We start from the raw sequence: 22555 nt of genomic DNA on the forward strand, positions 1-22555 counted from the left end.
CTTCGGGCCCGCCATCACCGCCAAACGATCGGCGTGACAGGAAGTCCTCTCCGACGCAGTTCTTCCTCAAGTCGCAGCGCCTCCCGTCTCGCCGTCTCGCCCAGCAAACGGTGTTTGCTGCCCAGCCGCGTATCTGCCGCAACCTGCAGGCGAATGTTTTCAAACAATTTCAGGATGCTCTCGTCACTTGAAGCGTGGGTACCCATCGACACTTCTCGTTTAGGTTCGTGAAAACTAAACGGAGCCGCGGGCGAGACCCGCGGCTCCTGCGGGAAAATGGTCTAGTAACAGCAAAATATTCCAGCCCCGATGCCGACCCTAATGTGACTGGCTGGTCGCGATTTGTGGAGTCCATAGGGGCGATGCGCTTGAAAGAACAGCGTAAACGTTACTTCTTCGCCACACCGCCTGCCGATCTGCAGGCCGCTCACTTCGAAGCGGCTTTGGTCGCGCGGATCTATGGAATGAGATTCTTGCCGAGTCTCGACGACAACAGGCAGGAAGATATTTTGTATTGGACCACCAAATTAGAAAACTCTTCTAGTCTTGCCTCTCTAGAGGTAGGAAGCGTTTAACGGGATGGATGAATTTCGATCACTCGAACGAGTTGTCCTCGCGTGGGGTCCTGTCGCGGTGCTTGCCGCTGCGGAGTGTTGCAAGAGCACGCGCAATATTCCTCCTGTGTTCGCCGATCAGTCCTCCTACGCGCCTGGAAGACGCAGCAGGCTTCATCCCTCATTCGCCAGGGTGTCTCTCCTTGAGAGACGCGCTCCTTATTACGCGTCGCGACTCAAGCTGCATGATGGCAGCGCTCGATGCGCGGGACCTTCCTCACTCCTAATCGGCCGCATCGGAGCTAGTCGTCCAGGACCACGGCGAACCGGGAGTCCAACGCCAGCGTCTACCACTGGCGGCGTGAGGCCGTTCTTCGCCATGATAGTCTGGAGCGTCTAAGCGGCTTATGTACTGCACAGCATCTAACCGTTGGAGCAAGCGCCTGATCCGAATGGTCTGGCCGGAACGCTGAGGTCGAGCAATTCGCCGTCATAAGGGATCAACAATCGCTCGGCAGCGATTCCTTGGGAGAGCGAAAATTGCCGAAGGTGATCTCGGGTGACCGTCGCGTGATCAAGAGCTTCAAGGTGAGTCGCAACGACAATCGGGCGCGGGAATGTCTTGCAGAGTGTCGCGGCCTGTTCAGCGTCCATGCCGATCGACGCGCCTTCCCATAACGCACCGGAAGGATGAATGACGATGATGTCCGGATCGGTGCTTCGAATTGTCTCCTCGACCGGCGGGTAAAGAACGGTGTCCCCTGCCCAATAAAGTCTCGGCTCGCCTTCTACTTCAATGCTGACCCCCATGACCGGCCCCATCTTCTCGACCACCGGGCCAAAGCCATGGCGGCCTTCCCGCTGCGTCAGCTTAACATCGCGCCAATCCAGTTGGCCGTGAAGTGGCGTGACCGTTTCGAAGCCAAAAGAGCGGATTTTGCTGTCGTCGCCAGGTCGGCAGACAATCGGCATATCCTTTGGCACAAGGGATTGTGCCAAAGGATCGAAATGATCCGAATGCAGATGCGAGACGATAACAAGCTCGACTCCGTCGAGGGCTTGGTCGGGGCTCACGGGGAGCTCAACCAGCGGATTTGGCGAGCGTCCCGCAATAGAGGGGCGGCTGTGCTTCGGGGCGAAAAACGGATCGATGAGCATCGTGCGCCCGCCGAAATTCAGCCTCAAGGTCGCGTTTCGAAGGAGCTGCAGCTTCATCCGTCATTCCTCGTTCGTTAATAGATATTCTTTTGGGCGTCGACTTCAATTCGCGCCTCGATGTCCTTGACGGTGAGATCGGCAGGCGTGGTCTGATCGGAAATCATCTGTCCGAGGGACGGCAATTTGGTGCGGTCCAGCCGATAATCGTCCTGCCAGAGACGGCTGCGCTTGAGGGCCTTGGTGCAGTGAAGGAAGGCTTCCGTGACGGTCACGATGATCGCGAGCTTCGGCGCCTTTCCGCCGACCGACATCAATTGGAGGAGGGCCTGCGAGCGCGTGAGACGCGCAGTGCCGTTGACCCTCAACAATTCATCGATGCCCGGAATAACGAACAGCAGGCCGATCGCCGGATCAACAAGCAAATTCTCCATCGTGTCGAGGCGATTGTTGCCGGGCCGGTCCGGGATCGCCAGATGATGAGGATCGAAGATATGCGCGAAGCCCGGCGCATCGCCGCGGGGGCTGACATCATGGCCGCGCTCGGGATGCGATGAGCCGATGATGACAAGCGGCGAATGCGCGATGAAGTTGCAGCAGTGTCGATCCAGCCGGTCGAGCTGCTTGGCGCGCATCAGGGGCGACGGCGGAAGATAGGGTGGCCGTAATTCCTCGGCTGAAGTGAGATAGGTCAGCGTCTCCAGCATCGGCGGGGTCTCCTCGATCCGGTCAATCCCTGACATTACGCGGATAGGTCTGTTTGGCCGCATCGGCCGCGGCCAGCCAGATCGACTTCAAGGCTGATGATGGGATTGTCCTCGCTGGTGCGCGCAAGGATGTCTCCGTTAGGCGCCACGATCCAGCTACCGCCAGCAAGGCTGCCGCCGCGTCGGTTCGCCGTCACCACGAACGCGCCCGCTGCAATCGCCGCCATCCGGGTCGCCACTTCCCAACGCGGATGGCCGCCGGTCGCCCGCGGCGCGGCAATCAACTGAACGCCCGCTTGCCCAAGACGGCGCGCCGCGGTGCTCACCATGATCTCCGTACACACCAGTTCGGCGAAACAGAGCTCGTCGTCCCGCACGGGAAGTACATTCTGTGGGCCGCGGTCGAACCAGGTTGCTTCCCAGCCCCCCTCCTGCTGCGGCAGCCACGCCTTGGGCCTGCCCCTGACCAGACCGCTCTCCGGCTTCCAGAGAAAGGTCTCGTTCCAGCGCCGTGTGTCCACCTCGACAGCCGGCGTCCCGAGGATACGCTTTGCCGTCAGGCGCTTCAGCTCATCTGAGATCTTGGCATGCGTGGCGACGGCCTGACGCCAAACGACCTCGCTGAAGACCGGGCTTTCCCAAAAACTGTCGACGCCTGCCAACTCGGGAAGAACGAGCAGATCAACCGGGGCCTTGGCGAGCTCACATTCGAGCCGGCTCCACATCGCCGTCGCCATGTCGCGACGATCGGGAAATTCACAAGTCGCCACTCGAATGATCACCATGTCCTCCATCTTGGTCAAAGTTGCGCCAAGCGAGGCCGGGTTGACCAGTGGCACGGATGCCGCCTAACGTTAAGATTATGCCAAACCTGCGCAGGCGCGCCACACGTCAGAAACCACGACCGTCACGGCGGGAGCAGTTTGTCGCCGTGCTCGCCTATGACGGAGTCAACGCTTTCGAGCTCGGACTGGCGGTGGAAATTTTCGGGCTGACGGATATGGGCACTGACTGGTATCGCCTTGTCGTTTGCTGCGAGCATCCAGGACGGCCGCTTACTGCCAATAACGGCATCAGAATTGTTGCTGACGACGATCTGAGGACGCTGGCGCGGGCGAACACGATCATCGTGCCGGGGTGGTCGCATATCGAGCACATTCCGTCCGTGACATTGCTCGACACGCTGCGCCGTGCACATCAACGAGGTGTGCGGATCGCCTCGATTTGCTCCGGCGTGTTCATCCTTGCTGCCGCCGGATTGCTCGATGGCCGCCGTGCCACCGCGCATTGGGCGCAAGCTGAGCTGCTATCAAGCCGATATCCGGCCGTAAATGTCGATCCAAATGTACTTTATGTCGACGACGGCGACATCATGAGTTCAGCCGGCCGCGCGGCAGGTCTCGATCTGTGCCTCCACATCGTCAGACGAGACTATGGCGCGGAGATCGCCAACCGAGTCGCCCAGCGACTTGTCGTGCCACCCCATCGCGAAGGCGGGCAAGCGCAGTATATTCCCCAAACCGTTCGCAAAGCCGAGGGCGATGCCCTGGCATCCGTGCTTGCGTGGGCGCAACACCACCTGGATCAAGACCTGGCGATCGACCGTCTCGCTTCCCGGGCGGGAATGAGCCGCCGCACCTTCATCCGACGATTCGAGGAAGCAACCGGTATGTCGCCCGGTGACTGGGTGGTGCAGGCGCGCGTGTCGCGGGCTCGCGAACTCCTCGAAGCGACGCAGCTCTCAATCGAGGATGTCGCGGCCGCGACCGGCTTCGGCTCGGCCGAAGCGCTGAGACATCATTTCAGACAGCGAATCGGTACGAGCCCCATGCGTTATCGCGCGGTCTTTCAGATACCTGCGCGCGCGGACGCTGAAAATCGCTGAGAGCGCCAAGGGGCGGGGTGCTCCCATCGGAGTTTGTATGTGCCGAGAGGGCCATGGCCAATTGTGCCTAGAATGAGAGAGGGTCATGACGGCGACTCTTGGTGAACTCCTCGCGCGAAAGCAGCAGCTATTAGAGCCTGCAGGAGGAACGCAGCTTGGATGTGCAAGATGAAATCGCGCGCCTGCTCGTAAGGATAAACGCCACACTCAATTGGCTCGAATGAGACGCCAATCGGGACGAGATCGAAGTGGGCCTAGGCGAGACTGAAAGGTGACGCGATATCTGTCGGATCCACCCGGGAGACACAACACAGCCCGCGGAGCTGCGTTCGTACTTTGCCGAACCCGCCGAAAGCTCGGTTCCTGTCATTTTGAACCGCTTGCGGCTTTCCGGCGCCTTCCGGCACCCTCGGTCATCTGGTCAGCCGGAGCGGCTGACTGCCTACGTCCCGTGCCGCTTGCGATCTCCGGCGGCATTTCGGCGGCCGCGTGGTCGGGCGTATCATCCTTCCAGCGGACCGAGCCGAACGGCCTCTCCAGCATGCGTCGAACGCGCACCGGGGCGGGGCCGATGTGGAAGCGGATCGCCTGCTGCTCCAGTGCGCGCTCCGACTGGGTCGAGCGGTTGCGCCAGCGCAAATAATCGAACCAGGTCGGGAAATGGTAGCGCTCGGTCCACAATTGGGGATCGGCAGTATCGCGCGCGATCGACCAGCCATAGGCGCCGTTGCGCTGGCGGGACAGTTGCACGTCCTGCATGACGTTATGGAATGGCCGCGCATTCTCCTGTGTAACCCGGTATTCGATCTCGACGACGAGCGGCCCGCTGCGCCCGGTCAAGGCGAGCCGTACCTCGGGATCGGCGAGCGGCTCGGTCTCCTCGCCGCGTGCACCAACGCGAGGCATGGGCAGCCAGAGGCCGATGAGTGGTGAGACGAGCATCAGGGCGGCCGACACCAGCAGCGCGGTTTCTACTCCGGCTGCGTCGGTCAGATGGCCCCAGCCCCAGCTGCCGACGGCAATCCCGCCCGAGCTTGCCGCCTGATAGGCTGCAAGCGAACGTCCAGCTACCCAGCGCGGCGCCGACAACTGCACGCCGATATTGAACACAGCCCAGGCCATCATCCACACGGCTCCCGCCAGCACCAGTGCCGCCGCGGTCAAGACCGGTTGGCGGCTGAGGGCAATCGCGACGGTCGCCGCGCCCATGGACAGCGCGCAGGTGCGGATTGCGGCCTCGCCGGTCAACCGCTTGCGGAGTTCGGTGATGTTCAGCGCGCCGACCACCGCACCGAGGCCAAAGGCGCCGAGCATGATCCCGTAGGTCTGGGCATCGCCATGCAAAAGATCGCGCACCACCAGCGGCATCAGCGCAGTGATCGCACCGCCAACAAGGCCCATCACCAGGGTGCGGGCCAGCACGATCTTGATCGGTGGCGAATTGGTGATGTAGCGCACACCAGACACCATGGCGCGGCTCAGTCTTTCAGGCGGCAGGCGCGAGGGTGCGCTGATGCGTTTCCAAAGGAACAACGCGATCATCAACGGCAGATAGAGCAATGTGTTGAGGGCGAATGCGGCCACCGCGCCCGCGGTCGCCACCACGACCCCGCCGATCGCCGGCCCTACGCTGCGCGCGATATTGTAGCTGATGCCGTTGAGCGCGATGGCCGCAGGCAGCAGCACTTCCGCCGGCACCTGTTCGCTGACCGACGATTGCCAGGCCGGTCCCATCAGCGCCATGCCGCTGCCGACGACGAAGCAGAGCACGAGCAGGAGGTTCGGTGTAACCAGACTAAGCCAGGCGACCGCCGTCAAGGCGGCCGCGCCGGCGAACGCGATGCCAAGTGCAACCAGCGCCACGACGCGGCGGTCATACATGTCAGCGATCGCGCCCGCTGGCATCGAAATCAGCATCACTGGCAGCAGCAGCGCGGTCTGTACCAGCGCGACCTTGTTGGCCGAGGACGTCGTCTGCGTCATCGCCCAGGCCGCACCGACACCTTGAATCAAGATACCGAGGTTGGACAGGAGACTCGCAAGCCAGATCCGCTGGAAGGTGGCGTACCGCAGCGGGGCGGTGATGCCCTCGGCGCCGCACGTCTGGACTTTGGCTGGATCAGTCATAACGGTTTTGGGTGATCTAGCATGATTCGATTCTGGAACGAATCACAAGGATGTTCCCGGCGCGATATCAACGTCCAAACACCAACGCGATCGTCAAATGCAACGCTTCGATCGCTCTAGATGTGGACAATGATTCGACTGCTTGCACCAAGCGGCTCATAGCAACCGCGACGCAGCGCAGGTGAATGACCAAGCAACGGTCTTCTCCCGGCCTGGAGTCCTGGCGCAGAGCATGCTCCGGTATGCCACATACCAATTCCGCTGTGCTCGGTTGGCTGGACGAGGGCTTGGCGACTTCGATTTCGGCGGCACGGCGAGCGCGTGACCGCACCAAAGCCTGGCGAAAACGGAAACGGCGGCACTGCCTCCAAATTGAAAAAATCCGCAGCACAAGCTGGCGCTCGACTGAATCTTCGCTATGGCACGTTCACCGGCGGCAGGGGGCCGGTCGGACAGTTCATGCTGCGACGGGCCACTGGTCGGCGGGCTATTCGACCTCGCGCAGCCTTTTCCATTCCCAGGGAAGCAATTCGTGCAGGCGCGAAGCAGGCAGATCGGCGATGCGCGCGAGGACGTCGGCGAGCCAGGCTTGCGGGTCAACGTCGACCGCACCGAGAACCGGCAAAGGTCCAGTTGCGTCTTGCAAGAGCGATATCACGGAGCGCTCTTTCCGCCGCGTTGTTGGTCAGTCAGGCAGATTCTGCGCCGCAGCCGTCACTTTATTTCGGCGGCTCGTCGCGGATGCCGGCATCGACGTCGCCGTCGATACCGTCGCCTGTTGATGACTTCCTGATACTCCGTCGCGCGCTCCTAACGCTCGCGGTGCGGTGGAACGTTCAGGGCTTCCTGCGGCGCGCCAGTCGCGACGATGTTCCAGCCGGAGCGGCGGCGGAGATATCGAGCGAGGTGAACAAGCGAACGAGTTATAGCGTTCCGTGTAGATCGTCGAAGCCGTTTCGATCAAGCGATCCAGCTGGTGACAGCTGCAATGGCGGCCAGCCAAGTGACCGGCTCGAACCGGAAGCCCCGAGCGTGGCTGACATTGTTCCGCCAATGCCGAGCCATCGCGAAAAAGATGGCATTGAACTCGTGGGCTTCAGCCCGCTGCGCTACTTCCTGATAACAAGTTCGGCTTTTCTTCGCGGCAACTAGTCATACTATTCGCGATATAGTGTTGTCTTCATTTGCCAGCAGCCAAGCAAGACTCACGATGAGCATGGAGCAGAGCTCGGGAGGCAAAAGATTATTCCAACAAGTAGACGGAGTCGTAAACGTAAGAACGTAAGTCCATCGACGCGTGACTGTGAAGCAAGTTCAATAGTTCAACAGGATGTGACAGCGCTCAAGCACGCGAGATGGAGAGGGCGCGTAAAGTTGCGTCGCATGGGTGGATTGGGAGTGCGCGAATGAGTTCGCACGCAATAAACGATGCATCCGATTATTAATTATAGAAGCCGATTATCTCCGCGTGACGAAAAATAGTTCGTCTTGGACTCGCGTATCCGAAAATTCTCTGAGAGGATTGGTCATCAGGCAATGATGCCTGTCGGGGACGTTCATGATGCGCAATAAGACCTTCGACCAAGTGAGTGATTCGGGATTGCGCAAGACGTGCCGATGACTTGTATGCATCCTTTCGTTGACGCGGCCTAGTTCTAGATGCGCCGCCGCGATCTCAGCGGCGATCGGCGTAGCTCTCCCAAATCAATAAACTAAGCGGCGGCTTGAATAGCAGCTGAGCGCGCGTTCCTTTCCAGCGCCGCGATTGCTTGGTGCTGCCTGCCTCAACTCGTTGCTTCTTTCGCCGCAAGCGTAATTCTTGAGGGACAAGCGGGATGACCGCGAACGTCATTGTTTCCGGGTCTGCGGAGCGGGGAAAGCCGGCGTCGACCACTCATCAGCAGCTCTGCGCGCAGGAGCAGCTCGCCGGCGGCGCGACGCCAGGCCATGTCCAGCTTTCGATCGGGATCGAACATCCCAACGATATTCCCGTCGATCTCACCCACGCGCTTGCGCAGGCCGTCGGCTTAATGGCTGCATTGACCCGGCCCGGTCAAGGCCGACGAACCTCTGAAGATTGTCACCAGCGCCGGCTCCCGGTAGGACAATCGGCCGCCGTCGCCGCCAAGGAGAAGGGACAGGACGTCAAGATCGTCGAGCTGTCCGATTGGGCGGCGCCGAATGAAGTCGTCAACAGTGGTGATGTCGACGCCAATGTGTTTCAGCATGAACCTATCTGGCGCATCAGATCAAGCAACGCGGCTTCAACGTCGTTCAGGTCGACTAGGTCGGTGTGATTGCGCCGGTCGGGCTGATCTCGAGGAAGATAAAAAGGGGGCGCAATGAGAGGCAAACACACGGTCGGACCGCCGGTTTCCAAACTGGCTTCGGTCATTGCACGGCAATTGCGCGAACTCACCGAGCCGAAGGCAACCCCTGGACGCGGGCTGAAGGCGCTCGCGGATCGTGCCGGAGTCGATCCCAAACAGCTCAAGGCCATCGCGAATGGTGAGAAGATGCCAAGCCTTTGCGAACTATGGAAGATCGCCAACGCATTGGGCGTGCCGTTTGGCGCGCTGATCGCGAAACCGAGGCGCGGGGAAGTGCTGGTGATCCGGAAGAGCGACGACAACACGCTCGAGTCCAGCAACGGCGCGTTCAGGTCGCGGCCGCTCACAGCATTCGGCGCGAATCCGCGCGTCGAAATCTATGAACTCGTCATCGCGCCGGGCCATATCGAAACATCACAGGCGCATGGCTCGGGCACGTTGGAAAATATCGTCGTTTCTAGCGGATCTTTGGAGGTCGTCGTAGGCCGCGAGCCTCCCTACCGGCTCGAGCAGGGCGACGCCATCCATTTCCAGGCGGACGTGCCGCATTCCTACCGCAATATCGGCGGTGAGGACGCCGTCGCGCATCTCGTTCTCGGCTACGAAAATTACGGCGTCTGACGCGGCCGCAGCAAAAAAGGCCGGAAGCATAGCGCCTCCGGCCTTCTCGCAGGGCGGGCGAAGAAATCATTTGACCGTGGAGGGGGACGACGACGGCGCTTCCGAGACCAGCGCGACTTTGGTGAAGCCGGCGCTGTTGATCAGCCCCATCACCTCGATCACCGCCCCGTAATTGACGTTGCGGTCGCCGCGCACATGAATGCGGCGATCCTTATTGCTCTCGGAATCTGCATTCAGTTCGTTGAGCACGGACTCCTTCGGCACTTCCTTCTGATCGACAAACAAGGCGCCGGAGGCATCGACGCTGACGACAATCGGCGGCTTCTGGTCGTTGAGCTGTTTCGCCTGGACTTTCGGCAGATCGACCGGGACGCCGACCGCCATCAGCGGCGCCGCCACCATGAAGACGATCAGCAGCACCAGCATCACATCGACCAGCGGCGTAACATTCATGTCCGCCATCGGTGCGACATCATTTCCGGAGTCTTGATTACGCAACGCGAAGGCCATTGCGCTCTCCCTTTTTCGAAAGGTGACGGGACAGTTCGATTTCGAACACGCCGATGAAGCTTGCGACCTTCTTGCCGTAATTGCCGATGTCCGTGCCGATGCGGTTGTAGAAGATCACCGCGGGAATGGCGGCGACCAGACCGAGGGCCGTGGCGAACAAAGCTTCCGCGATGCCGGGCGCGACGACCGCTAGGCTGGTGTTGTTGGAGGCGGCGATGCCCTGGAAGGATGTCATGATACCCCAGACCGTGCCGAACAGGCCGACGAAGGGCGAGACGGCGCCGATCGTTGCAAGGCTGCCGAGGCGCGATTGCAGATGGCCGATCGCCGACGCACTGGCGAGATTGGCGGCGCGGTGCACGCGCTCCTGCGTGGCGTCTCGCTGCGCCTCGGTATAGATGAGGTCGGAAGAGCGCGAAAATTCCTCCGAGGCCGCGCGATAAACCTGCGCAAGCGGATCGTTCGGCGACACCGCGGCGAAGGACGGGGCCAGATCGCCGAGCGGAAGCTCGCCCTGGATGCTCTTAATGAGCTTTTCCGCGCGCCTGTTGAGGATTTTCAGGCGGATTTCCTTGTCCAGAATGACCGCCCAACCCCATGCCGAGGCGAGGATCAGAAGTATCATCACGACCTTCACCACGGTGTCAGCCTGGAGGAAGAGATCGACCGGCGACAGGCCGTGGACGGCGGGGGGTGGAATGGAGACGGGATCGCTCATTTCATCACTTTCTGTTGCGAGGGAAAGACGTCGGATCATTGGTAGGAGAAGTTGATCACGCCGGAGAGGGCGGCGGCCCGGCCGGGCGGGTCGACGGTCCCGATCCGCCCTCCAAGCCGGGAAGCGACTGCGTCGAAGGCCGCGTTGCCGGAAGGTGTGATCGAGAAAGAGGTGACGTGACCGGACGCGTCCACCAGAACGCGATAGCTGATCCGCGCGGAACGCGGCTTCTGCGATTCGGGATAGGTGTTGGCGGCGGCGCGTGCGAGACGCGCGTGGATCTGGTTGGCTATGGCCGAGGTCGTTGCGCCAGCCGGGGGCGCCGCCGCTCGCGCCGGAGCGTCGGCGGGTGCGGGACGCGCGGGAGCCGGTTTTTGGACGATAGGCTTGGGAACCGGCTTGGGCTTCGGCTTCGTGACGGGCGGCGGCGGGGGCGGCTCAACAGGGGCGATCGCCGGCTCCACGGCCTGTGGTGGGGGCGGCGGCGGCTCCTCTTGCGGCGGGGCGACCGGCTCCGGCGGCTTGGGCTCCTCGATCGCAGCCGGCGGCGCCGCCTCCATGACGAGCTCCATCGGCTGCTCGTCCGGCGCCGGTTGCGGCTTGGTCGCGTAATTGAGTCCTGCCGCCAGTATGAGCGCATAGAGAGCGACGGCGGCAGTTTCCGCGAGATAGTTCTGACGGGCGGGCCGCAGGAATAGAAGGTTCTGGGCGCCGCCGAGCGCCGGCGTCAGGCCGTAGTCCGAGGGCGAGGCTGCGTTTGCAATTGCTGGCGCGAAGGCTGCTGTCATGGGGAAACCTGCCAAGGCGATAGGATTTAATATCCTATATACTTGATAGGAAAATGGGGCAAGTCGCCATTGACGTGCGAGTGGTTTCGAAGATCGCCATGAGAGCAATTTGGATACAGATAACTCTTAAAATACAGTATGTTAGTCGCGGGGCGCAGTTTTCCTTGGGCTATGCAAGAAAGAGGGAGCAGCGGCTTTTTTCTGTCGGTTGTGCAAAAATCTACTATATATAAGTGATAATGGAGAAACTGAATCTGGTGCGCGATGCTGTCGAACAAAGCGAAATATGGACTGAAGGCCTTGATACACCTAGCGGGAAGCGAAGGCGTCAGTCTCGCGGCCAATGTTGCCGAAGAAAACAATATTCCGCGCAAATTTCTTGACGCCATCCTGCTGGAATTGACCAAGGCCGGCATCCTTTCGAGCAAGAAAGGCAAGGGCGGCGGTTATCTGCTGGCGCGCCCGGCCGACGCGATCACCGCAGGCCAGATCATCCGTATTCTCGACGGCCCGCTGGCGCCGATCGCCTGCGCCAGCCGCACAGCCTATAAGCGATGCCTCGATTGCCCGGATGAAGATGCCTGCGCCGTGCGCGACCTCATGCTCGACGTGCGCGACGCCACGGCGCTCATACTCGACAAGACTTCTATCGCTGCCTTGCGGGCACGCGGGAAAAAGGTGATGCCGCAATTGCGGCAAAAAACATAAATGCGACCTCTAGTCTAAGCTCCCTCGAACTGCAGTCGGGCGAGTCGCGCGTAAAGCCCGTTCGCCGCGACCAGAGAAGTATGCGTGCCCTGCTCGACAATGCGGCCCTGGTCCATCACCAGGATGCGGTCGCAGGGCAGCACGGTCGTAAGCCGATGGGCGATCACGAGCGTGGTGCGGTGACGCATCAGCTCTTCCAGCGCGGTCTGCACCAGCGTCTCGCTTTCAGCATCCAGCGCCGAGGTCGCTTCGTCGAGAAGCAGCAGCGGCGCGTCCCGCAGAATGGCGCGTGCGATCGCGATGCGCTGGCGCTGGCCGCCCGAGAGCGTCACGCCGCGCTCGCCCAGCTGCGTGTCGAAACCGTCGGGCATGCGGCGGATGAATTCGGTCGCATGGGCAAGTTCGGAGGCACGCTCGACCTCGGCATCGCTTGCTTCCGGCCGGCCGAAGCGGATGTTTTCGCGTGCGCTTGCGGCAAACACCACCGGATCCTGCGGCACCAGCGCGATGCGGCTGCGGAAGCCTTGCGGATCGGTGGATTTGATCGGCACGTCGTCGACGGAAATCGTGCCGGAGACAGGATCGTAGAAGCGGAGCAACAGGTGAAACAGCGTGCTCTTGCCCGCGCCCGAAGGTCCGACGATCGCGACCTTTTCGCCGACGCGCACCGAGAAGGAGACCTGCTCGATGGCAGGCACGTCGGGCCGCGCCGGATACGCGAAGCTAACATTCTCGAAGCCGACATCGCCGCGGGCTGGCGAAGGCAGCGCGCGCGGTGCTGCTGGCGCAGTGATTTCAGGCCTCACGCGCAGGATTTCGAACAGCCGTTCCGCGGCGCCAGAGGCCGCCGAGACCTCGCCACAGACCTCGCTGAGCTGCCCGAGGCCTGCGGCTGCAAACGCGGTGTACAGCACGAATTGGCCGAGCCGGCCCGGCGTGATCGCGCCGGTCAGCACATCATGCGTGCCGACCCAGAGGATCGCGACCACGCTGGTGAAGACAATGAAGATAATGATCGCGGTCAGCACCGCGCGCGCCTGGGTCGAAACGTGGGCGGCTTCATAGGCGCCCTCGACTTTCTTGCCGAAGCGGGCGTTGGCAAGCTTCTCGCCGTTATAGGCCTGCACGGTGCGGATCGCGCCGACGAGCTCGCTGGCATAGGCGGATGCATCGGCCAGCGTATCCTGCGCATTGCGCGACATCCGCCGTACCCAGCGACCGAACGCGACCAGCGGCAACACGATCAAGGGGATTGCGAGCAGTACGAAGCCGGAGAGTCTGGGGCTTGTCACCACCATCATGGTGGCGGCGCCGAGAAACAGCAGCAGATTGCGCAGCGCGATCGAGACGGAAGCACCAGCCGCCGACTTGATCTGCGTGGTGTCGGCCGTGAGCCGGGAGATCAATTCGCCGGAGCGCGCGGAATCGAAAAATGACGGAGAGAGCGAGATCAGATGCGCGAACACGTCGCGCCTTAAGTCGGCGACGATCCGCTCGCCGATCGTCATCACGAGGTAGTAGCGCGAGGCACTCGCCAGCGCGAGCACCGCGACCACCGCGATCATGACGCTGAAATAGCTGTTGATCAGCGCGATGCCCTTCGGCGTGAAGCCGAAATCGATCATCCGCCGCACCGCGATCGGCACTAGCAGAGTGGTGATGGCGGCAATGGTGAGCGCGATTAGCGCCAGAATGGCGCGGCCGCGGTAACGCGCCATATAAGGCGACAGCGCCATCAGCGGCCGGAGTTTTGAGCGACCGGTCTTTGAGGTTTGTGCATCGATGCCAAACGGCTCGGCCACCGTGCCGCCCGGCTGCGGCGCAACTCCGCCCCTTCCCGTTTCCAGCCGTTCCACCGCGCTCATGAGCTCTGACCCATTATCCCTTCCGCCCCAGATAGGTCGGGCTGGGGAGGCTGGCAATTCCTACTAAAATAATATTATTATGTTGACAGCGGGCCCGCTTTACTTGAATTGGGGCCCTATCGCCACAGCCCGCCGAATGGGCGCGGCCGAGGAGGTTCCGATGAAACGTCTTGTCGCCGGCGCGCTGTTCTGCGCTCTATTTTCCTCGGCCGGATGGGCCGCCTTGAAGGAAGGCGATACGGCGCCCGACTTCACGATCCAGGCGGCGCAGGGGGGCGCGTCCTTTCCTTTCCACCTGGCCGATGAGCTCAAGAAGGGGCCGGTGGTGCTCTATTTCTATCCGAAATCCTTCACCAGGGGCTGCACCATCGAGGCGCATGATTTCGCGGAAAACGCGGAGAATTTCGCGGCGGCGGGCGCCACAGTGATCGGCGTCTCCGCCGATGTGATCGAGACCCAGATCGAGTTTTCGGCGAAGGAATGCCGGGATAAATTCCCGGTCGGCGCCGATCCGGACGCGTCCGTGATCAAGTCCTATGATTCGCTGCGCATCAAGCCGGCGCCGAATGGCGCGACTGTCTCGGACCGCATTTCCTATGTGATCGCGCCGGACGGCAAGATCCTCGACGCTTATCAGGATTCGGCGCCCGAAAAGCATATCGAGAACGCTTTGGTCGCCGTGCGCCGCTGGCGCGAAGACCACAAACCCTAAGCTTCCTTCAGTCATTCGTCCTTCACGATCCGGTCGCGCGCGAACCTCGCGGCCGGATCCTTTGGCTTGCGCGGCGGTACTTGCTTTGGCCGGACAACCGCACCTTGAACCCATAATGATAAGGGGCTTGCGCCCGGCGATGAAGGGCACTAACAATATAAATCCGATCAAGTTTATAGGATGGACCCTCTCATGCGCAATCGGCTGCCTCTCGTTCTTCTCGCTTCGGTTCTCGTCGCACCGGCCTTCGCCCAGTCACCGGCCGCGCCGGCGCCCGGCAATGCCCCCACCGCACAGGTCTACAACTACAAGACGCCGCAGCTCCACCGCGCGGCCGTCGATGCGCTTCTAGCGGAGCCGAGCAAGGTTCTGTTCGTCGATCTCCGGCGCCCGGACGAGATTTCCAAGATCGGTAGCTTTCCGGTCTATCTGAACGTGCAAATCGGCGATCTCGAGAAGGACCTCGCTTTCGTCCCAAAGGACAGAAAGATCGTCACCGTCTCCAATCATGCCGCGCGCGCCGGCAAGGCCGGCGACGTGCTGACCGAGAAGGGATTCAACGTCGTCGGCGCGGTCGGCTCGCAGATCTATGAAGAGGAGGGCGGAACCATCCTGCGGGTCGTTCCGCCCGCGCCGCAGGCGGCCTCCGCCGCCGCTCCTGCGGCCAAGAATTGATCGCGCGTCCGAAAGGCTCCTCCATGAGCGAGAAGAAGGGCCTGGCCAAGGTCAGCGATTTCCATCCCGAAGTGCTGAAGCTGTTCGACCGCTATGTGCATGGACTCTTGCCTCGGCGCGGATTCCTGAAGGGCGCCGCCGCTTATGCTGCCCTTGGCGGCGTCACTGCGGCGGAATTGCTCGACGCTCTCAATCCGCGCTTCGCCGCCGCGCAGAAAATCGCGCCGGTGGATCCGCGCATCAAGACCGACTATGTCGAAATCGACTCGCCCAAGGGCTATGGCAAGGCGCGCGGCCTGCTGGCGCGCCCCGCCTCGGCCACGGGGCCGCTCCCGGTCGTCCTGGTGATCCATGAGAACCGCGGGCTCAATCCGCATATCGAGGATATCGCCCGGCGGCTGGCGGTCGACAATTTCGTCGCCTTCGCCCCGGACGCGCTCTTCCCGCTCGGAGGCTATCCCGGGGACGAGGAAAACGCCCGGCAACTGTTCCCCAAACTCGACCAGACCAAGACCCGCGCGGATTTTATCGCCACCGCCGAATATCTCCGCGCTTTGCCGGAAGGCAATCACAAGCTGGGCGCCGTGGGCTTTTGCTATGGCGGCGGCGTGGTCAACTGGCTCGCCGAACAGCCCTTGGCTGGCGGCGCCGGACATGTCGGGCATCTCGATGCCGGCGTCCCCTTCTATGGGGCGGCGCCTCCGCTGGACAAAGTCGGCGACATCAAGGGCGAGCTGCTGCTGAATTTCGCCGGCAAGGACGAGCGCGTCAACGCCGGCTGGCCCGCTTACGAGGCCGCGCTGAAATCGGCCGGCGTCCGCTACCAGGCCTTCAGTTACGAGGGCGTTGAGCACGGCTTCAACAACGACACGACGCCACGTTACGACGAAGCCGCCGCCAAACTCGCCTGGGAACGCACCGTCGCCCTTTTCAATCGCGCCCTGCGCGCCTGACGAAATCATCCAATGGAGTCACTGAAGAATGATCTCGAACAAAAATAAAAATAAGAGCCGCGCGCTTATTGCGCTTGTGGTGCTCGTCCTCAGCAGCAGTCTCGTCGCCAAGGCGCAGAATGCACCGGGTGCCGGACGCCAGACGGTCGAGGAACGCAAGGCAGTTTACAAGCTCATCGGGGCCAATTTCCGGCCGTTCGGCGCCCTGCTGAAGGGTGAGGGCCAATATGACGCCGCCGACGCGAAGAAGCGCATTTCGCGCGAGATCTTCCTCTCGGACCTCATTCCGGAAGTCTTCTCCGACGCCTCCAATCTCGGCGAGCCGGACACCAAGGCAAAGCCCGAAATCTGGAGCGATCGCGCCGAATTCGACAAGAAACTTAAGAAGTTCCAGGAGGACCTCGTTGCACTGCAGGCGGCGAACGACAAGGAGCAGTCGTTGAGCGAACCCTTCAAGACCGCGCTCACGACAGTCGCCCAGGACTGCAAGACCTGCCATGACACTTTCAGATTGAAATAAGCCGCAAGGCTTGGTCCCTCCCTGTCTCCCGAGGGCGTCTTTCGAATCCAACAGTCTAGCCCGCGCCGTCAATCTCGACGCCACAGGACCCGGAGTTTCGCCATGAGCTCATTGGAGCAAGAGATCGACTCGCTCGTCGTCGAGCAGGAGCCGGCGGAAACCGAGCGGCAGGTCTGGGACTTGCCCGTGCGGATTTTCCATTGGTGCCTCGTCCTGGCGTTCCTCGCCGCTTTCGTCACCAACAGGCTCGGCGTCGCTTATTTCAAATATCACGTTTGGTCGGGCTACGCCGTTCTGACGCTCGTTTCGTTCCGGATTGTCTGGGGCTTTGTCGGCGCCCGCCACGCCCTGTTCAAGAATTTTCTGCGCGGGCCGCGAGAAATCCTGGCTCATGCGCGCAGCATGTTTTCGCCGTCAGCTCCGCATTATGCCGGCCATAACCCCCTCGGCGCGCTCATGGTCGTGGCGCTCCTGCTCGGCGCCGCAGCGCAGGCGGTTCTCGGTCTTTTCTCCAATGACGAAATTTTCAACGTCGGCCCGCTTTATGGACTGGTGACGAAAGACCTCTCCCTGATGCTGACCTCGCTGCATCGCCGCTTGTTCTATCTTCTCGCCGCCGCGATCGCGATCCACGTGCTGGCGGTGATCGCGCACAAAATTTTCAAGGACGAGAATCTCATTCGGGCGATGATCACCGGCCGCAAGCCGCTGCGCCTAGTCGCCGCGGAGGAGGCCATTTCGTCATCGCGCCTATGGATCGCGGCGCCGCTGGCTCTCATCGTGATCGGCGTCCTGGCTTGGATCATCCTGAATGCGCCCGCCACCCTCGCCGATGCCAGCGAATTTTGATGGACGTAATGACAGCGAGGCGCGCCGGGTTGCAACCTGGCGCGCCTTTTTCATTTCACGATCGCGCCTGTTTCGGCTTGTAAACGTCGTGACACGCCTTGCAGGAACTGGCGAGCTCGCGCGCCCTGGCGGCGGCGGCATCGATGTTCTTGGCGGCGAACTCCTGCTGCGCTAGATCGAGCGCCTTAAGAGCGTCCTGCGAAATCTTCACGGCGTCAGGCGCGTTGCCGCGCCGGGTGAAATATTTCTCGGTATATTGGAAACCCTGCCGCAAGACGGCGGTATCGTCGGCGACGCCCGCGTCATTTTCCCCCGAAATGTCGGGCTCGAAGTATTTGATCGTCCGGTCGAGATCCTTCATCAGATCGTCGTCAAAGTCGGCGTAGTCGGACTTCTGCGGTTCGGCGAAAGCGGCGCCGAAACCGATCACCGCCCCCACGTCGATCGCCGCGCCCAACAGCGCCAATGCAATCCATTTCCCCTTCACGTTCGGCAACCTCATTCCTCATCCTTTCAACCACCAACGAAACGCCCGGAGCGATGCCCCGGGCGCCTAGCTCTGGAATTGCACGATCGCGTCAGGCGATCAGCTCCTTGACGACCTGTCCGTAAACCACGGTCGGACGCTCGCGGCGGCCGGCGCGTAGATAGGTTGTCTTCAGATGATCGAGGCCGAGCAGCTGCAGCACGGTCGCGTGGATGTCGTAGGTGTCCACGCCCTTGTCCGTCGAGCGCAGCCCGATGTCATCGGTGGCGCCATGACTATAGCCGGCCTTCGTTCCGCCGCCCGCGAACCATTGCGTGTAGCCCCACGGATTGTGGTCGCGGCCGTCGCCGGACTGGCCGTAGGAGGTGCGGCCGAATTCCGAGGTCCACACGACCAGAGTCGTATCGAGCAGGCCGCGTTGCGCGAGGTCGGTGAGCAGGCCAGCGATGGGTTTGTCCACTGCACGGGTGTGGGCGCTGTGATTGGTCTCCAATTTCTGATGAGCGTCCCAGTTGCGGTTGTCGGTGCCGTCTTCCGCCGGACCGGACACGATCTGGATGAAGCGTACACCGCGCTCGGTCAGCCGCCGAGCCCGCAGCAGATTGGTCCCGTAGTCACGCGAGACCGGATCGTTAAGGCCGTAAAGTTCCTTGGTCGCTTCGCTTTCCTTGGAGAGATCAACCGCCTCCGGCGCGGACTTCTCCATACGATAGGCGAGGTCGAACGAACGGATGCGCGCCTGCAGCTCGCTGTCCTCGGGCCGCAGCGCGGCGCGATGATCGTTGAGCTTTTTCAGCAGCGCCAGATCGTCGTTCTGTTGCGCGCCGCCGATCACGTCGGGGCGGTCCAGACCGATGATCGGCGACTCGCCGGGACGGAACGCGGTGCCCTGATAGACCGCAGGCAGGAAGCCCGACGACCAGTTGACCGAGCCGCCGGTCGGCTCGCGCTTGCCATCGTACAGCACCACATAGGCCGGCAGGTCCGGATTGGCCGAGCCGAGCGCATAGGTGATCCAGGCGCCGAGCGAGGGACGGCCCGGCTGCAAGTCACCGGTGTTGAGTTTCAGAATCGAGATGTCATGGGTGGCGCCGACCGTTACGCTATTCTTGATGAAGGTGATCTTGTCGGCGTGCTGCCCGATATTGAACACCCAGTCCGAGAACCAGGCGCCGCTCTCGCCATATTGCTTCCATTTCCGGTTGGAGGCGAAGAGCTTTCCGACGCCGCCTTGCGTCGACGTCTTGATGCCCTCCAGGAAGGAGGCAGGTACCTCCTGGCCGGCGAGGCGGATCAGTTCGGGCTTGTAGTCAAATAGGTCTAGGGTCGAGGGCGCGCCGTCCATGTGCAGCCAGATCACGGTCTTGACCTTGGCCGGGAAATGCGGCGCCTTCGGCGCGAGCGGATCGACCAGATTGGCGGCCTCGGCGGCCATGAACCCGCCACCGGGCAGGGCGGTTCCGAACATGAGGCCCGTAGCCCCCCAGCCGAGTTTAATGAGCGCCTCGCGGCGGGAAGTGATGATATTCGTCATGAGTTTCAGTTCCTTACGATCGAGTTGAATCAGAAGCGGTAGACGAAGTCGTTGGAATTCGCGACGACATGGACGAGGTCGACGAAGGCGGCGGCGCGCAAGGGATCGACCTGCGCCTCGCTGAACTTGAAGCCGATCGGCGCGGCGATCAGCAGGTGGCCGTTGTTGTCGATCTTCTGCTCCAGAACCTTGGCGTGGCTGTCGAGATAGGCGAGCAGCGCCTCCTTCTCGAGCGGATCCGGGCCGCGCGCGAACAGGAGCTGGTAGAGCCGGTCGATCCGCGCGGAATCGTCCTTGGGCGATTCCTTCAAGATGCGTCCGGCGAGCGCCTGCGACAGTTCGAACACCTGCTCGTTGTTGAGCAGCGCCAGGGCCTGAAGCGGCGTGGTCGTCACCTCGCGGGTGCTGTGCACCAGCTGGGTGTTCGGCGAATTGAACGCCTCGATCAAAGGATAGGGAACGGAACGGCGGGTAAAGATGTAGACGCTGCGCCGATACCAGTCCTCTTTGTTCTTCGAGACATTCCAAAGCTGGCCCGCGCCGAGGTTTTTCGGCACGGGCGGGAAGACCGACGGCCCGCCGATCTTGTCCACGAGCTTGCCGGAGACTTGCAACAGGGCGTCGCGGATTTCCTCGGCGTCCAGCCGCTGGCGCGGGAAGACCGCGTAAAGGCGGTTGTCCGGATCGACCTTGGCGACCTCGGGGCGCTCGTCGGACGATTGCCGATAGGTCCGCGACAGCAGGATTTCGCGGTGGAGATGTTTGATGCTCCAGCCGTGATTGACGAAATCATCGGCGAGATAATCGAGCAGTTCCTGATTGCTCGGCTTGTCGCCGGCCTTGCCGAAATCGCTGACGGTGACAACGACGCCCTTGACGAAATATTGCGCCCAGACCCGATTGACGAAGACGCGCGCGGTCAGCGGATTGCTCGGACTCGTGAGCCAATTGGCGAGCGCGGTGCGGCGCCCCGATGACGTCGCCGTCGGCACGATGCCGGGATTGTCCGTGGACATGGCGGCGGGGAAGGCAGGCTGCACCTCATCGAGCGGACGCTCGTGGTTGCCGCCGAACAGGATGAAGGTTTTCGGCGCGTCGGGATGGCCGAGTTCTTCGACGCCGGTGATCGTGTCCGAACCCTGTTCCGGCTTGTCCTTGTCAAATTGCCTGAGCGCTTGGGCCAGCTTCTTCCATTTGTCGAGCGCTTCCTTGGCTTCCGGGCCGTAGCCCGGCGCTTCCTTGTCTTCGGCGACATAGCGCAGATAGGTGTTGACGATCAGATCGTCGTTGGTGACGTTCCAGTTGACGAGGCGGTGATTGACCCAGCGGTCGAGCGCGTTCCAATCCTTTTCCGGCTTGAAGACTGATTCGCGGCTGTCGGTGAGATAGCGCTCCTTGTGATAGATCAAGGCCTTGTCGCGGTACTTGGCGACGATTTCGTTCAGCTGCGCCCTGATTGGCCCGATCTTAGCGTCGTACTCGGCCTTGTCCTTCTCATAGGCGATTTCGGCATAGCCCTTGAGCGCGTGGAAATCCTCGGTCGTCGACGTATTCGCGAAGAACGCCTGAAGGGAATAATAGTCCTTCATGGTGATCTTGTCGGTCTTGTGGTTGTGGCAGCGCGCGCAGCCAATCGTTGTGCCGAGGAAAACCGCGCCCACCGTGTCCGTCATGTCGGTGGTGATCTGATATTTCCGCTGCACCAGATCGCGCGAATTCGGATTGTCGGGATAGGAGGTCAGAAAGCCGGTCGCGATCAGCGCTTCCTGGTTGTTCGGAAAGATTTCGTCGCCCGCGAGCTGCTCCTCGATGAAGCGCGAGAAGGGTTTGTCCTGGTTGAAGGAGGCAATGACGTAGTCGCGATAGCGGTAATAATTCTGCCGCGTCGCATCGCCCTGGAACCCGGCAGAATCGGCGTAGCGCGCAAGATCGAGCCAACGCCGCGCCTGGCGCTCGCCGTAATGCGGCGAGGCGAGCAGACGATCGACCAGTTTTTCATATGCCTTTGGCGACGTGTCGTTGACGAAATTGGTCACCTCTTCCGGCGTCGGCAGCAGGCCCCAGGCGTCGAGCGTGGCGCGGCGGATATAGGTGGCCCGATCGGCGTCCGGCGATGGCTTGAGCCCTTTCGATTCCAGTTTGGCGAGGATGAAGGCGTCGAGCGAACGCAGCGCCCAGTCCTTCTGCTGGACCTCGGGGACGGCCGGGGCGACGACGGGAACATAGGACCAATGAGCCGGCGCAGCGGGCTGTTGCGCCGCCGGCTGGGCGCCCAGCCCCGACGCGGCCTGCTGGGACGGTGAACGGACCTGCGCCGGCGGCGACGAGGCGTCACCGGCCGCCTTGGCGAGCGCTTCCGCCGGGTTAACTTGGGAGGCGTCGGTGGCCGACGCGACGCTTTGCGGCACGGGCTTCTCTTCCGCCGCCAAAACCGTGGCTATCGATGTGAAGCCCAATAAGACGGCCAGATAGGCTTTCGATCTGCGGTTTCTCATCGCCACTCTCTTTCTGCAAAGAACCCTGCCGGGACGCCGCAGCGCATTGCTTCTGCCACGCCCGCAAGGATTTATATTGATCGGAATAATAGGATTCAAAACGCTTGGCAATTGGGTTTGTCGCCGACTTTCACTTTTTTGGCGAGCGATGGCGACGGCGTCCGGCTGACGCGCGCGGGATCGTCCGTGGCCGATATGAAAAGTTTCGCCAATCGCGCAGATGGACGGAAGAGCGCGTTCTTGTCATTGACCTCAAATAGAAATTTCTTGCCAATTCTCGTTGTCTGGGCAGGCCACCGGCTGCCGCTTTCCGTCCTCCGTTCTGTGACGTTTCCATCACAATGCATTCATTCATTCCTCGA

Annotated in this window: 23 protein-coding genes and 1 pseudogene; 11 read left to right on the top strand and 13 right to left on the bottom strand. The window is 61.7% G+C overall.

Features of this window, described 5'->3' with window-relative positions; all coding sequences use genetic code 11:
- Positions 1 to 14: 14 nt before the first annotated feature.
- Positions 15 to 206 carry a hypothetical protein gene (locus ACVIGB_RS01085; RefSeq protein WP_456717498.1) on the bottom strand — a complete coding sequence of 64 codons (192 nt, stop codon included), beginning with the start codon at positions 204 to 206 and terminating at the stop codon, positions 15 to 17.
- A gap of 156 nt (positions 207 to 362) precedes the next feature.
- On the opposite strand from ACVIGB_RS01085, the gene ACVIGB_RS01090 reads away from it, so the two are divergent.
- Entirely contained in the window at positions 363 to 575 is a 213-nt protein-coding gene (locus ACVIGB_RS01090; RefSeq protein WP_456717497.1) for a hypothetical protein, read from the top strand.
- A 402-nt stretch (positions 576 to 977) separates the two neighbouring features.
- On the opposite strand, the gene ACVIGB_RS01095 is transcribed toward ACVIGB_RS01090, so the two are convergent.
- The 3 genes from ACVIGB_RS01095 to ACVIGB_RS01105 are packed head-to-tail and all read right to left on the bottom strand — an operon-like array spanning position 978 to position 3255.
- Positions 978 to 1769 carry an MBL fold metallo-hydrolase gene (locus ACVIGB_RS01095; RefSeq protein ID WP_456717496.1) on the bottom strand — a complete coding sequence of 264 codons (792 nt, stop codon included), beginning with the start codon at positions 1767 to 1769 and terminating at the stop codon, positions 978 to 980.
- Between the two features lie 17 nt (positions 1770 to 1786).
- Complete coding sequence (locus ACVIGB_RS01100) at positions 1787 to 2416, bottom strand: MSMEG_1061 family FMN-dependent PPOX-type flavoprotein (RefSeq protein ID WP_456717495.1); 630 nt, start codon at positions 2414 to 2416, stop codon at positions 1787 to 1789.
- Positions 2417 to 2451: 35 nt separating this feature from the next.
- Positions 2452 to 3255, bottom strand: coding sequence for a carbon-nitrogen hydrolase family protein (locus ACVIGB_RS01105; RefSeq protein WP_456717494.1), 804 nt, complete (start codon positions 3253 to 3255; stop codon positions 2452 to 2454).
- A gap of 2 nt (positions 3256 to 3257) precedes the next feature.
- Between ACVIGB_RS01105 and ftrA the strand changes: the two genes are divergently transcribed.
- Positions 3258 to 4301, top strand: a complete 1044-nt coding sequence (gene ftrA, locus ACVIGB_RS01110; RefSeq protein ID WP_456718244.1) for a transcriptional regulator FtrA — start codon at positions 3258 to 3260, stop codon at positions 4299 to 4301.
- Positions 4302 to 4667: 366 nt separating this feature from the next.
- Here ftrA and ACVIGB_RS01115 read toward each other — a convergent pair whose 3' ends face one another.
- Both ACVIGB_RS01115 and ACVIGB_RS01120 read right to left on the bottom strand, forming a co-directional pair.
- Positions 4668 to 6428, bottom strand: a complete 1761-nt coding sequence (locus ACVIGB_RS01115; RefSeq protein ID WP_456717493.1) for an MFS transporter — start codon at positions 6426 to 6428, stop codon at positions 4668 to 4670.
- 487 nt (positions 6429 to 6915) lie between these two features.
- Positions 6916 to 7117, bottom strand: a pseudogene (locus ACVIGB_RS01120) (transposase domain-containing protein); the annotation flags it as partial.
- Positions 7118 to 7169: 52 nt separating this feature from the next.
- Between ACVIGB_RS01120 and ACVIGB_RS01125 the strand changes: the two are divergent.
- The 3 genes from ACVIGB_RS01125 to ACVIGB_RS01135 all read left to right on the top strand — a co-directional run bounded on the left by ACVIGB_RS01125 (position 7170) and on the right by ACVIGB_RS01135 (position 9379).
- The gene (locus ACVIGB_RS01125; protein WP_456717492.1) at positions 7170 to 7580 is read left to right on the top strand and encodes a hypothetical protein; all 411 of its coding nucleotides are present in this window, start codon (positions 7170 to 7172) and stop codon (positions 7578 to 7580) included.
- Positions 7581 to 8263: 683 nt separating this feature from the next.
- The gene (locus ACVIGB_RS01130; protein ID WP_456717491.1) at positions 8264 to 8725 is read left to right on the top strand and encodes a MetQ/NlpA family ABC transporter substrate-binding protein; all 462 of its coding nucleotides are present in this window, start codon (positions 8264 to 8266) and stop codon (positions 8723 to 8725) included.
- Between the two features lie 45 nt (positions 8726 to 8770).
- Entirely contained in the window at positions 8771 to 9379 is a 609-nt protein-coding gene (locus ACVIGB_RS01135) for a helix-turn-helix domain-containing protein (protein ID WP_456717490.1), read from the top strand.
- A 66-nt stretch (positions 9380 to 9445) separates the two neighbouring features.
- On the opposite strand, the gene tolR is transcribed toward ACVIGB_RS01135, so the two are convergent.
- The 3 genes from tolR to ACVIGB_RS01150 are packed head-to-tail and all read right to left on the bottom strand — an operon-like array spanning position 9446 to position 11395.
- Positions 9446 to 9889: a protein TolR gene (gene tolR / locus ACVIGB_RS01140; RefSeq protein ID WP_456717489.1), complete on the bottom strand. Its 444-nt coding sequence runs from the start codon at positions 9887 to 9889 to the stop codon at positions 9446 to 9448.
- Positions 9870 to 10607 carry a MotA/TolQ/ExbB proton channel family protein gene (locus ACVIGB_RS01145; RefSeq protein ID WP_456717488.1) on the bottom strand — a complete coding sequence of 246 codons (738 nt, stop codon included), beginning with the start codon at positions 10605 to 10607 and terminating at the stop codon, positions 9870 to 9872. Before ACVIGB_RS01145 ends, tolR begins: the two co-directional genes overlap by 20 nt.
- 35 nt (positions 10608 to 10642) lie before the next feature.
- Positions 10643 to 11395, bottom strand: a complete 753-nt coding sequence (locus tag ACVIGB_RS01150; RefSeq protein WP_456717487.1) for an energy transducer TonB — start codon at positions 11393 to 11395, stop codon at positions 10643 to 10645.
- A gap of 264 nt (positions 11396 to 11659) precedes the next feature.
- Between ACVIGB_RS01150 and ACVIGB_RS01155 the strand changes: the two genes are divergently transcribed.
- Positions 11660 to 12103, top strand: a complete 444-nt coding sequence (locus tag ACVIGB_RS01155) for an RrF2 family transcriptional regulator (protein ID WP_456717486.1) — start codon at positions 11660 to 11662, stop codon at positions 12101 to 12103.
- 14 nt (positions 12104 to 12117) lie between these two features.
- Here ACVIGB_RS01155 and ACVIGB_RS01160 read toward each other — a convergent pair whose 3' ends face one another.
- Positions 12118 to 13968 carry an ABC transporter ATP-binding protein/permease gene (locus ACVIGB_RS01160; protein WP_456717485.1) on the bottom strand — a complete coding sequence of 617 codons (1851 nt, stop codon included), beginning with the start codon at positions 13966 to 13968 and terminating at the stop codon, positions 12118 to 12120.
- Between the two features lie 160 nt (positions 13969 to 14128).
- Here ACVIGB_RS01160 and ACVIGB_RS01165 point away from each other — a divergent pair, with 160 nt between their 5' ends.
- The 5 genes from ACVIGB_RS01165 (at position 14129) to ACVIGB_RS01185 (ending at position 17677) form a co-directional block, all read left to right on the top strand.
- A complete protein-coding gene (locus tag ACVIGB_RS01165; RefSeq protein WP_456717484.1) occupies positions 14129 to 14680 on the top strand; it encodes a peroxiredoxin in 552 nt (183 codons plus the stop codon).
- 192 nt (positions 14681 to 14872) lie between these two features.
- The gene (locus ACVIGB_RS01170; protein ID WP_456717483.1) at positions 14873 to 15355 is read left to right on the top strand and encodes a rhodanese-like domain-containing protein; all 483 of its coding nucleotides are present in this window, start codon (positions 14873 to 14875) and stop codon (positions 15353 to 15355) included.
- Positions 15356 to 15378: 23 nt separating this feature from the next.
- Entirely contained in the window at positions 15379 to 16308 is a 930-nt protein-coding gene (locus ACVIGB_RS01175) for a dienelactone hydrolase family protein (protein ID WP_456717482.1), read from the top strand.
- Positions 16309 to 16336: 28 nt separating this feature from the next.
- The gene (locus ACVIGB_RS01180; RefSeq protein ID WP_456717481.1) at positions 16337 to 16828 is read left to right on the top strand and encodes a c-type cytochrome; all 492 of its coding nucleotides are present in this window, start codon (positions 16337 to 16339) and stop codon (positions 16826 to 16828) included.
- A gap of 102 nt (positions 16829 to 16930) precedes the next feature.
- Positions 16931 to 17677 (top strand): cytochrome b/b6 domain-containing protein, encoded by a 747-nt coding sequence (locus ACVIGB_RS01185; RefSeq protein WP_456717480.1) that lies wholly within the window; start codon positions 16931 to 16933, stop codon positions 17675 to 17677.
- Between the two features lie 55 nt (positions 17678 to 17732).
- Here ACVIGB_RS01185 and ACVIGB_RS01190 read toward each other — a convergent pair whose 3' ends face one another.
- The 3 genes from ACVIGB_RS01190 to ACVIGB_RS01200 all read right to left on the bottom strand — a co-directional run bounded on the left by ACVIGB_RS01190 (position 17733) and on the right by ACVIGB_RS01200 (position 22193).
- Positions 17733 to 18134, bottom strand: a complete 402-nt coding sequence (locus tag ACVIGB_RS01190; protein WP_456717479.1) for a hypothetical protein — start codon at positions 18132 to 18134, stop codon at positions 17733 to 17735.
- Positions 18135 to 18255: 121 nt separating this feature from the next.
- The gene (locus ACVIGB_RS01195; protein ID WP_456717478.1) at positions 18256 to 19698 is read right to left on the bottom strand and encodes a DUF1501 domain-containing protein; all 1443 of its coding nucleotides are present in this window, start codon (positions 19696 to 19698) and stop codon (positions 18256 to 18258) included.
- Between the two features lie 29 nt (positions 19699 to 19727).
- Positions 19728 to 22193 carry a DUF1549 and DUF1553 domain-containing protein gene (locus ACVIGB_RS01200; protein ID WP_456717477.1) on the bottom strand — a complete coding sequence of 822 codons (2466 nt, stop codon included), beginning with the start codon at positions 22191 to 22193 and terminating at the stop codon, positions 19728 to 19730.
- Positions 22194 to 22555 lie beyond the last annotated feature (362 nt).

Source organism: Bradyrhizobium sp. USDA 4341, from assembly GCF_054063755.1.

Bases quoted from the DNA above. Each gene is read 5' to 3' on its own strand.
- ACVIGB_RS01085 (WP_456717498.1), bottom strand. From the start codon at position 206: ATGGGTACCCACGCTTCAAGTGACGAGAGCATCCTGAAATTGTTTGAA.
- ACVIGB_RS01090 (WP_456717497.1), top strand. From the start codon at position 363: ATGCGCTTGAAAGAACAGCGTAAACGTTACTTCTTCGCCACACCGCCT.
- ACVIGB_RS01095 (WP_456717496.1), bottom strand. From the start codon at position 1,769: ATGAAGCTGCAGCTCCTTCGAAACGCGACCTTGAGGCTGAATTTCGGC.
- ACVIGB_RS01100 (WP_456717495.1), bottom strand. From the start codon at position 2,416: ATGCTGGAGACGCTGACCTATCTCACTTCAGCCGAGGAATTACGGCCA.
- ftrA (WP_456718244.1), top strand. From the start codon at position 3,258: ATGCCGCCTAACGTTAAGATTATGCCAAACCTGCGCAGGCGCGCCACA.
- ACVIGB_RS01115 (WP_456717493.1), bottom strand. From the start codon at position 6,428: ATGACTGATCCAGCCAAAGTCCAGACGTGCGGCGCCGAGGGCATCACC.
- ACVIGB_RS01125 (WP_456717492.1), top strand. From the start codon at position 7,170: ATGCCGGCATCGACGTCGCCGTCGATACCGTCGCCTGTTGATGACTTC.
- ACVIGB_RS01130 (WP_456717491.1), top strand. From the start codon at position 8,264: ATGACCGCGAACGTCATTGTTTCCGGGTCTGCGGAGCGGGGAAAGCCG.
- ACVIGB_RS01135 (WP_456717490.1), top strand. From the start codon at position 8,771: ATGAGAGGCAAACACACGGTCGGACCGCCGGTTTCCAAACTGGCTTCG.
- tolR (WP_456717489.1), bottom strand. From the start codon at position 9,889: ATGGCCTTCGCGTTGCGTAATCAAGACTCCGGAAATGATGTCGCACCG.
- ACVIGB_RS01145 (WP_456717488.1), bottom strand. From the start codon at position 10,607: ATGAGCGATCCCGTCTCCATTCCACCCCCCGCCGTCCACGGCCTGTCG.
- ACVIGB_RS01150 (WP_456717487.1), bottom strand. From the start codon at position 11,395: ATGACAGCAGCCTTCGCGCCAGCAATTGCAAACGCAGCCTCGCCCTCG.
- ACVIGB_RS01155 (WP_456717486.1), top strand. From the start codon at position 11,660: ATGCTGTCGAACAAAGCGAAATATGGACTGAAGGCCTTGATACACCTA.
- ACVIGB_RS01160 (WP_456717485.1), bottom strand. From the start codon at position 13,968: ATGAGCGCGGTGGAACGGCTGGAAACGGGAAGGGGCGGAGTTGCGCCG.
- ACVIGB_RS01165 (WP_456717484.1), top strand. From the start codon at position 14,129: ATGAAACGTCTTGTCGCCGGCGCGCTGTTCTGCGCTCTATTTTCCTCG.
- ACVIGB_RS01170 (WP_456717483.1), top strand. From the start codon at position 14,873: ATGCGCAATCGGCTGCCTCTCGTTCTTCTCGCTTCGGTTCTCGTCGCA.
- ACVIGB_RS01175 (WP_456717482.1), top strand. From the start codon at position 15,379: ATGAGCGAGAAGAAGGGCCTGGCCAAGGTCAGCGATTTCCATCCCGAA.
- ACVIGB_RS01180 (WP_456717481.1), top strand. From the start codon at position 16,337: ATGATCTCGAACAAAAATAAAAATAAGAGCCGCGCGCTTATTGCGCTT.
- ACVIGB_RS01185 (WP_456717480.1), top strand. From the start codon at position 16,931: ATGAGCTCATTGGAGCAAGAGATCGACTCGCTCGTCGTCGAGCAGGAG.
- ACVIGB_RS01195 (WP_456717478.1), bottom strand. From the start codon at position 19,698: ATGACGAATATCATCACTTCCCGCCGCGAGGCGCTCATTAAACTCGGC.
- ACVIGB_RS01200 (WP_456717477.1), bottom strand. From the start codon at position 22,193: ATGAGAAACCGCAGATCGAAAGCCTATCTGGCCGTCTTATTGGGCTTC.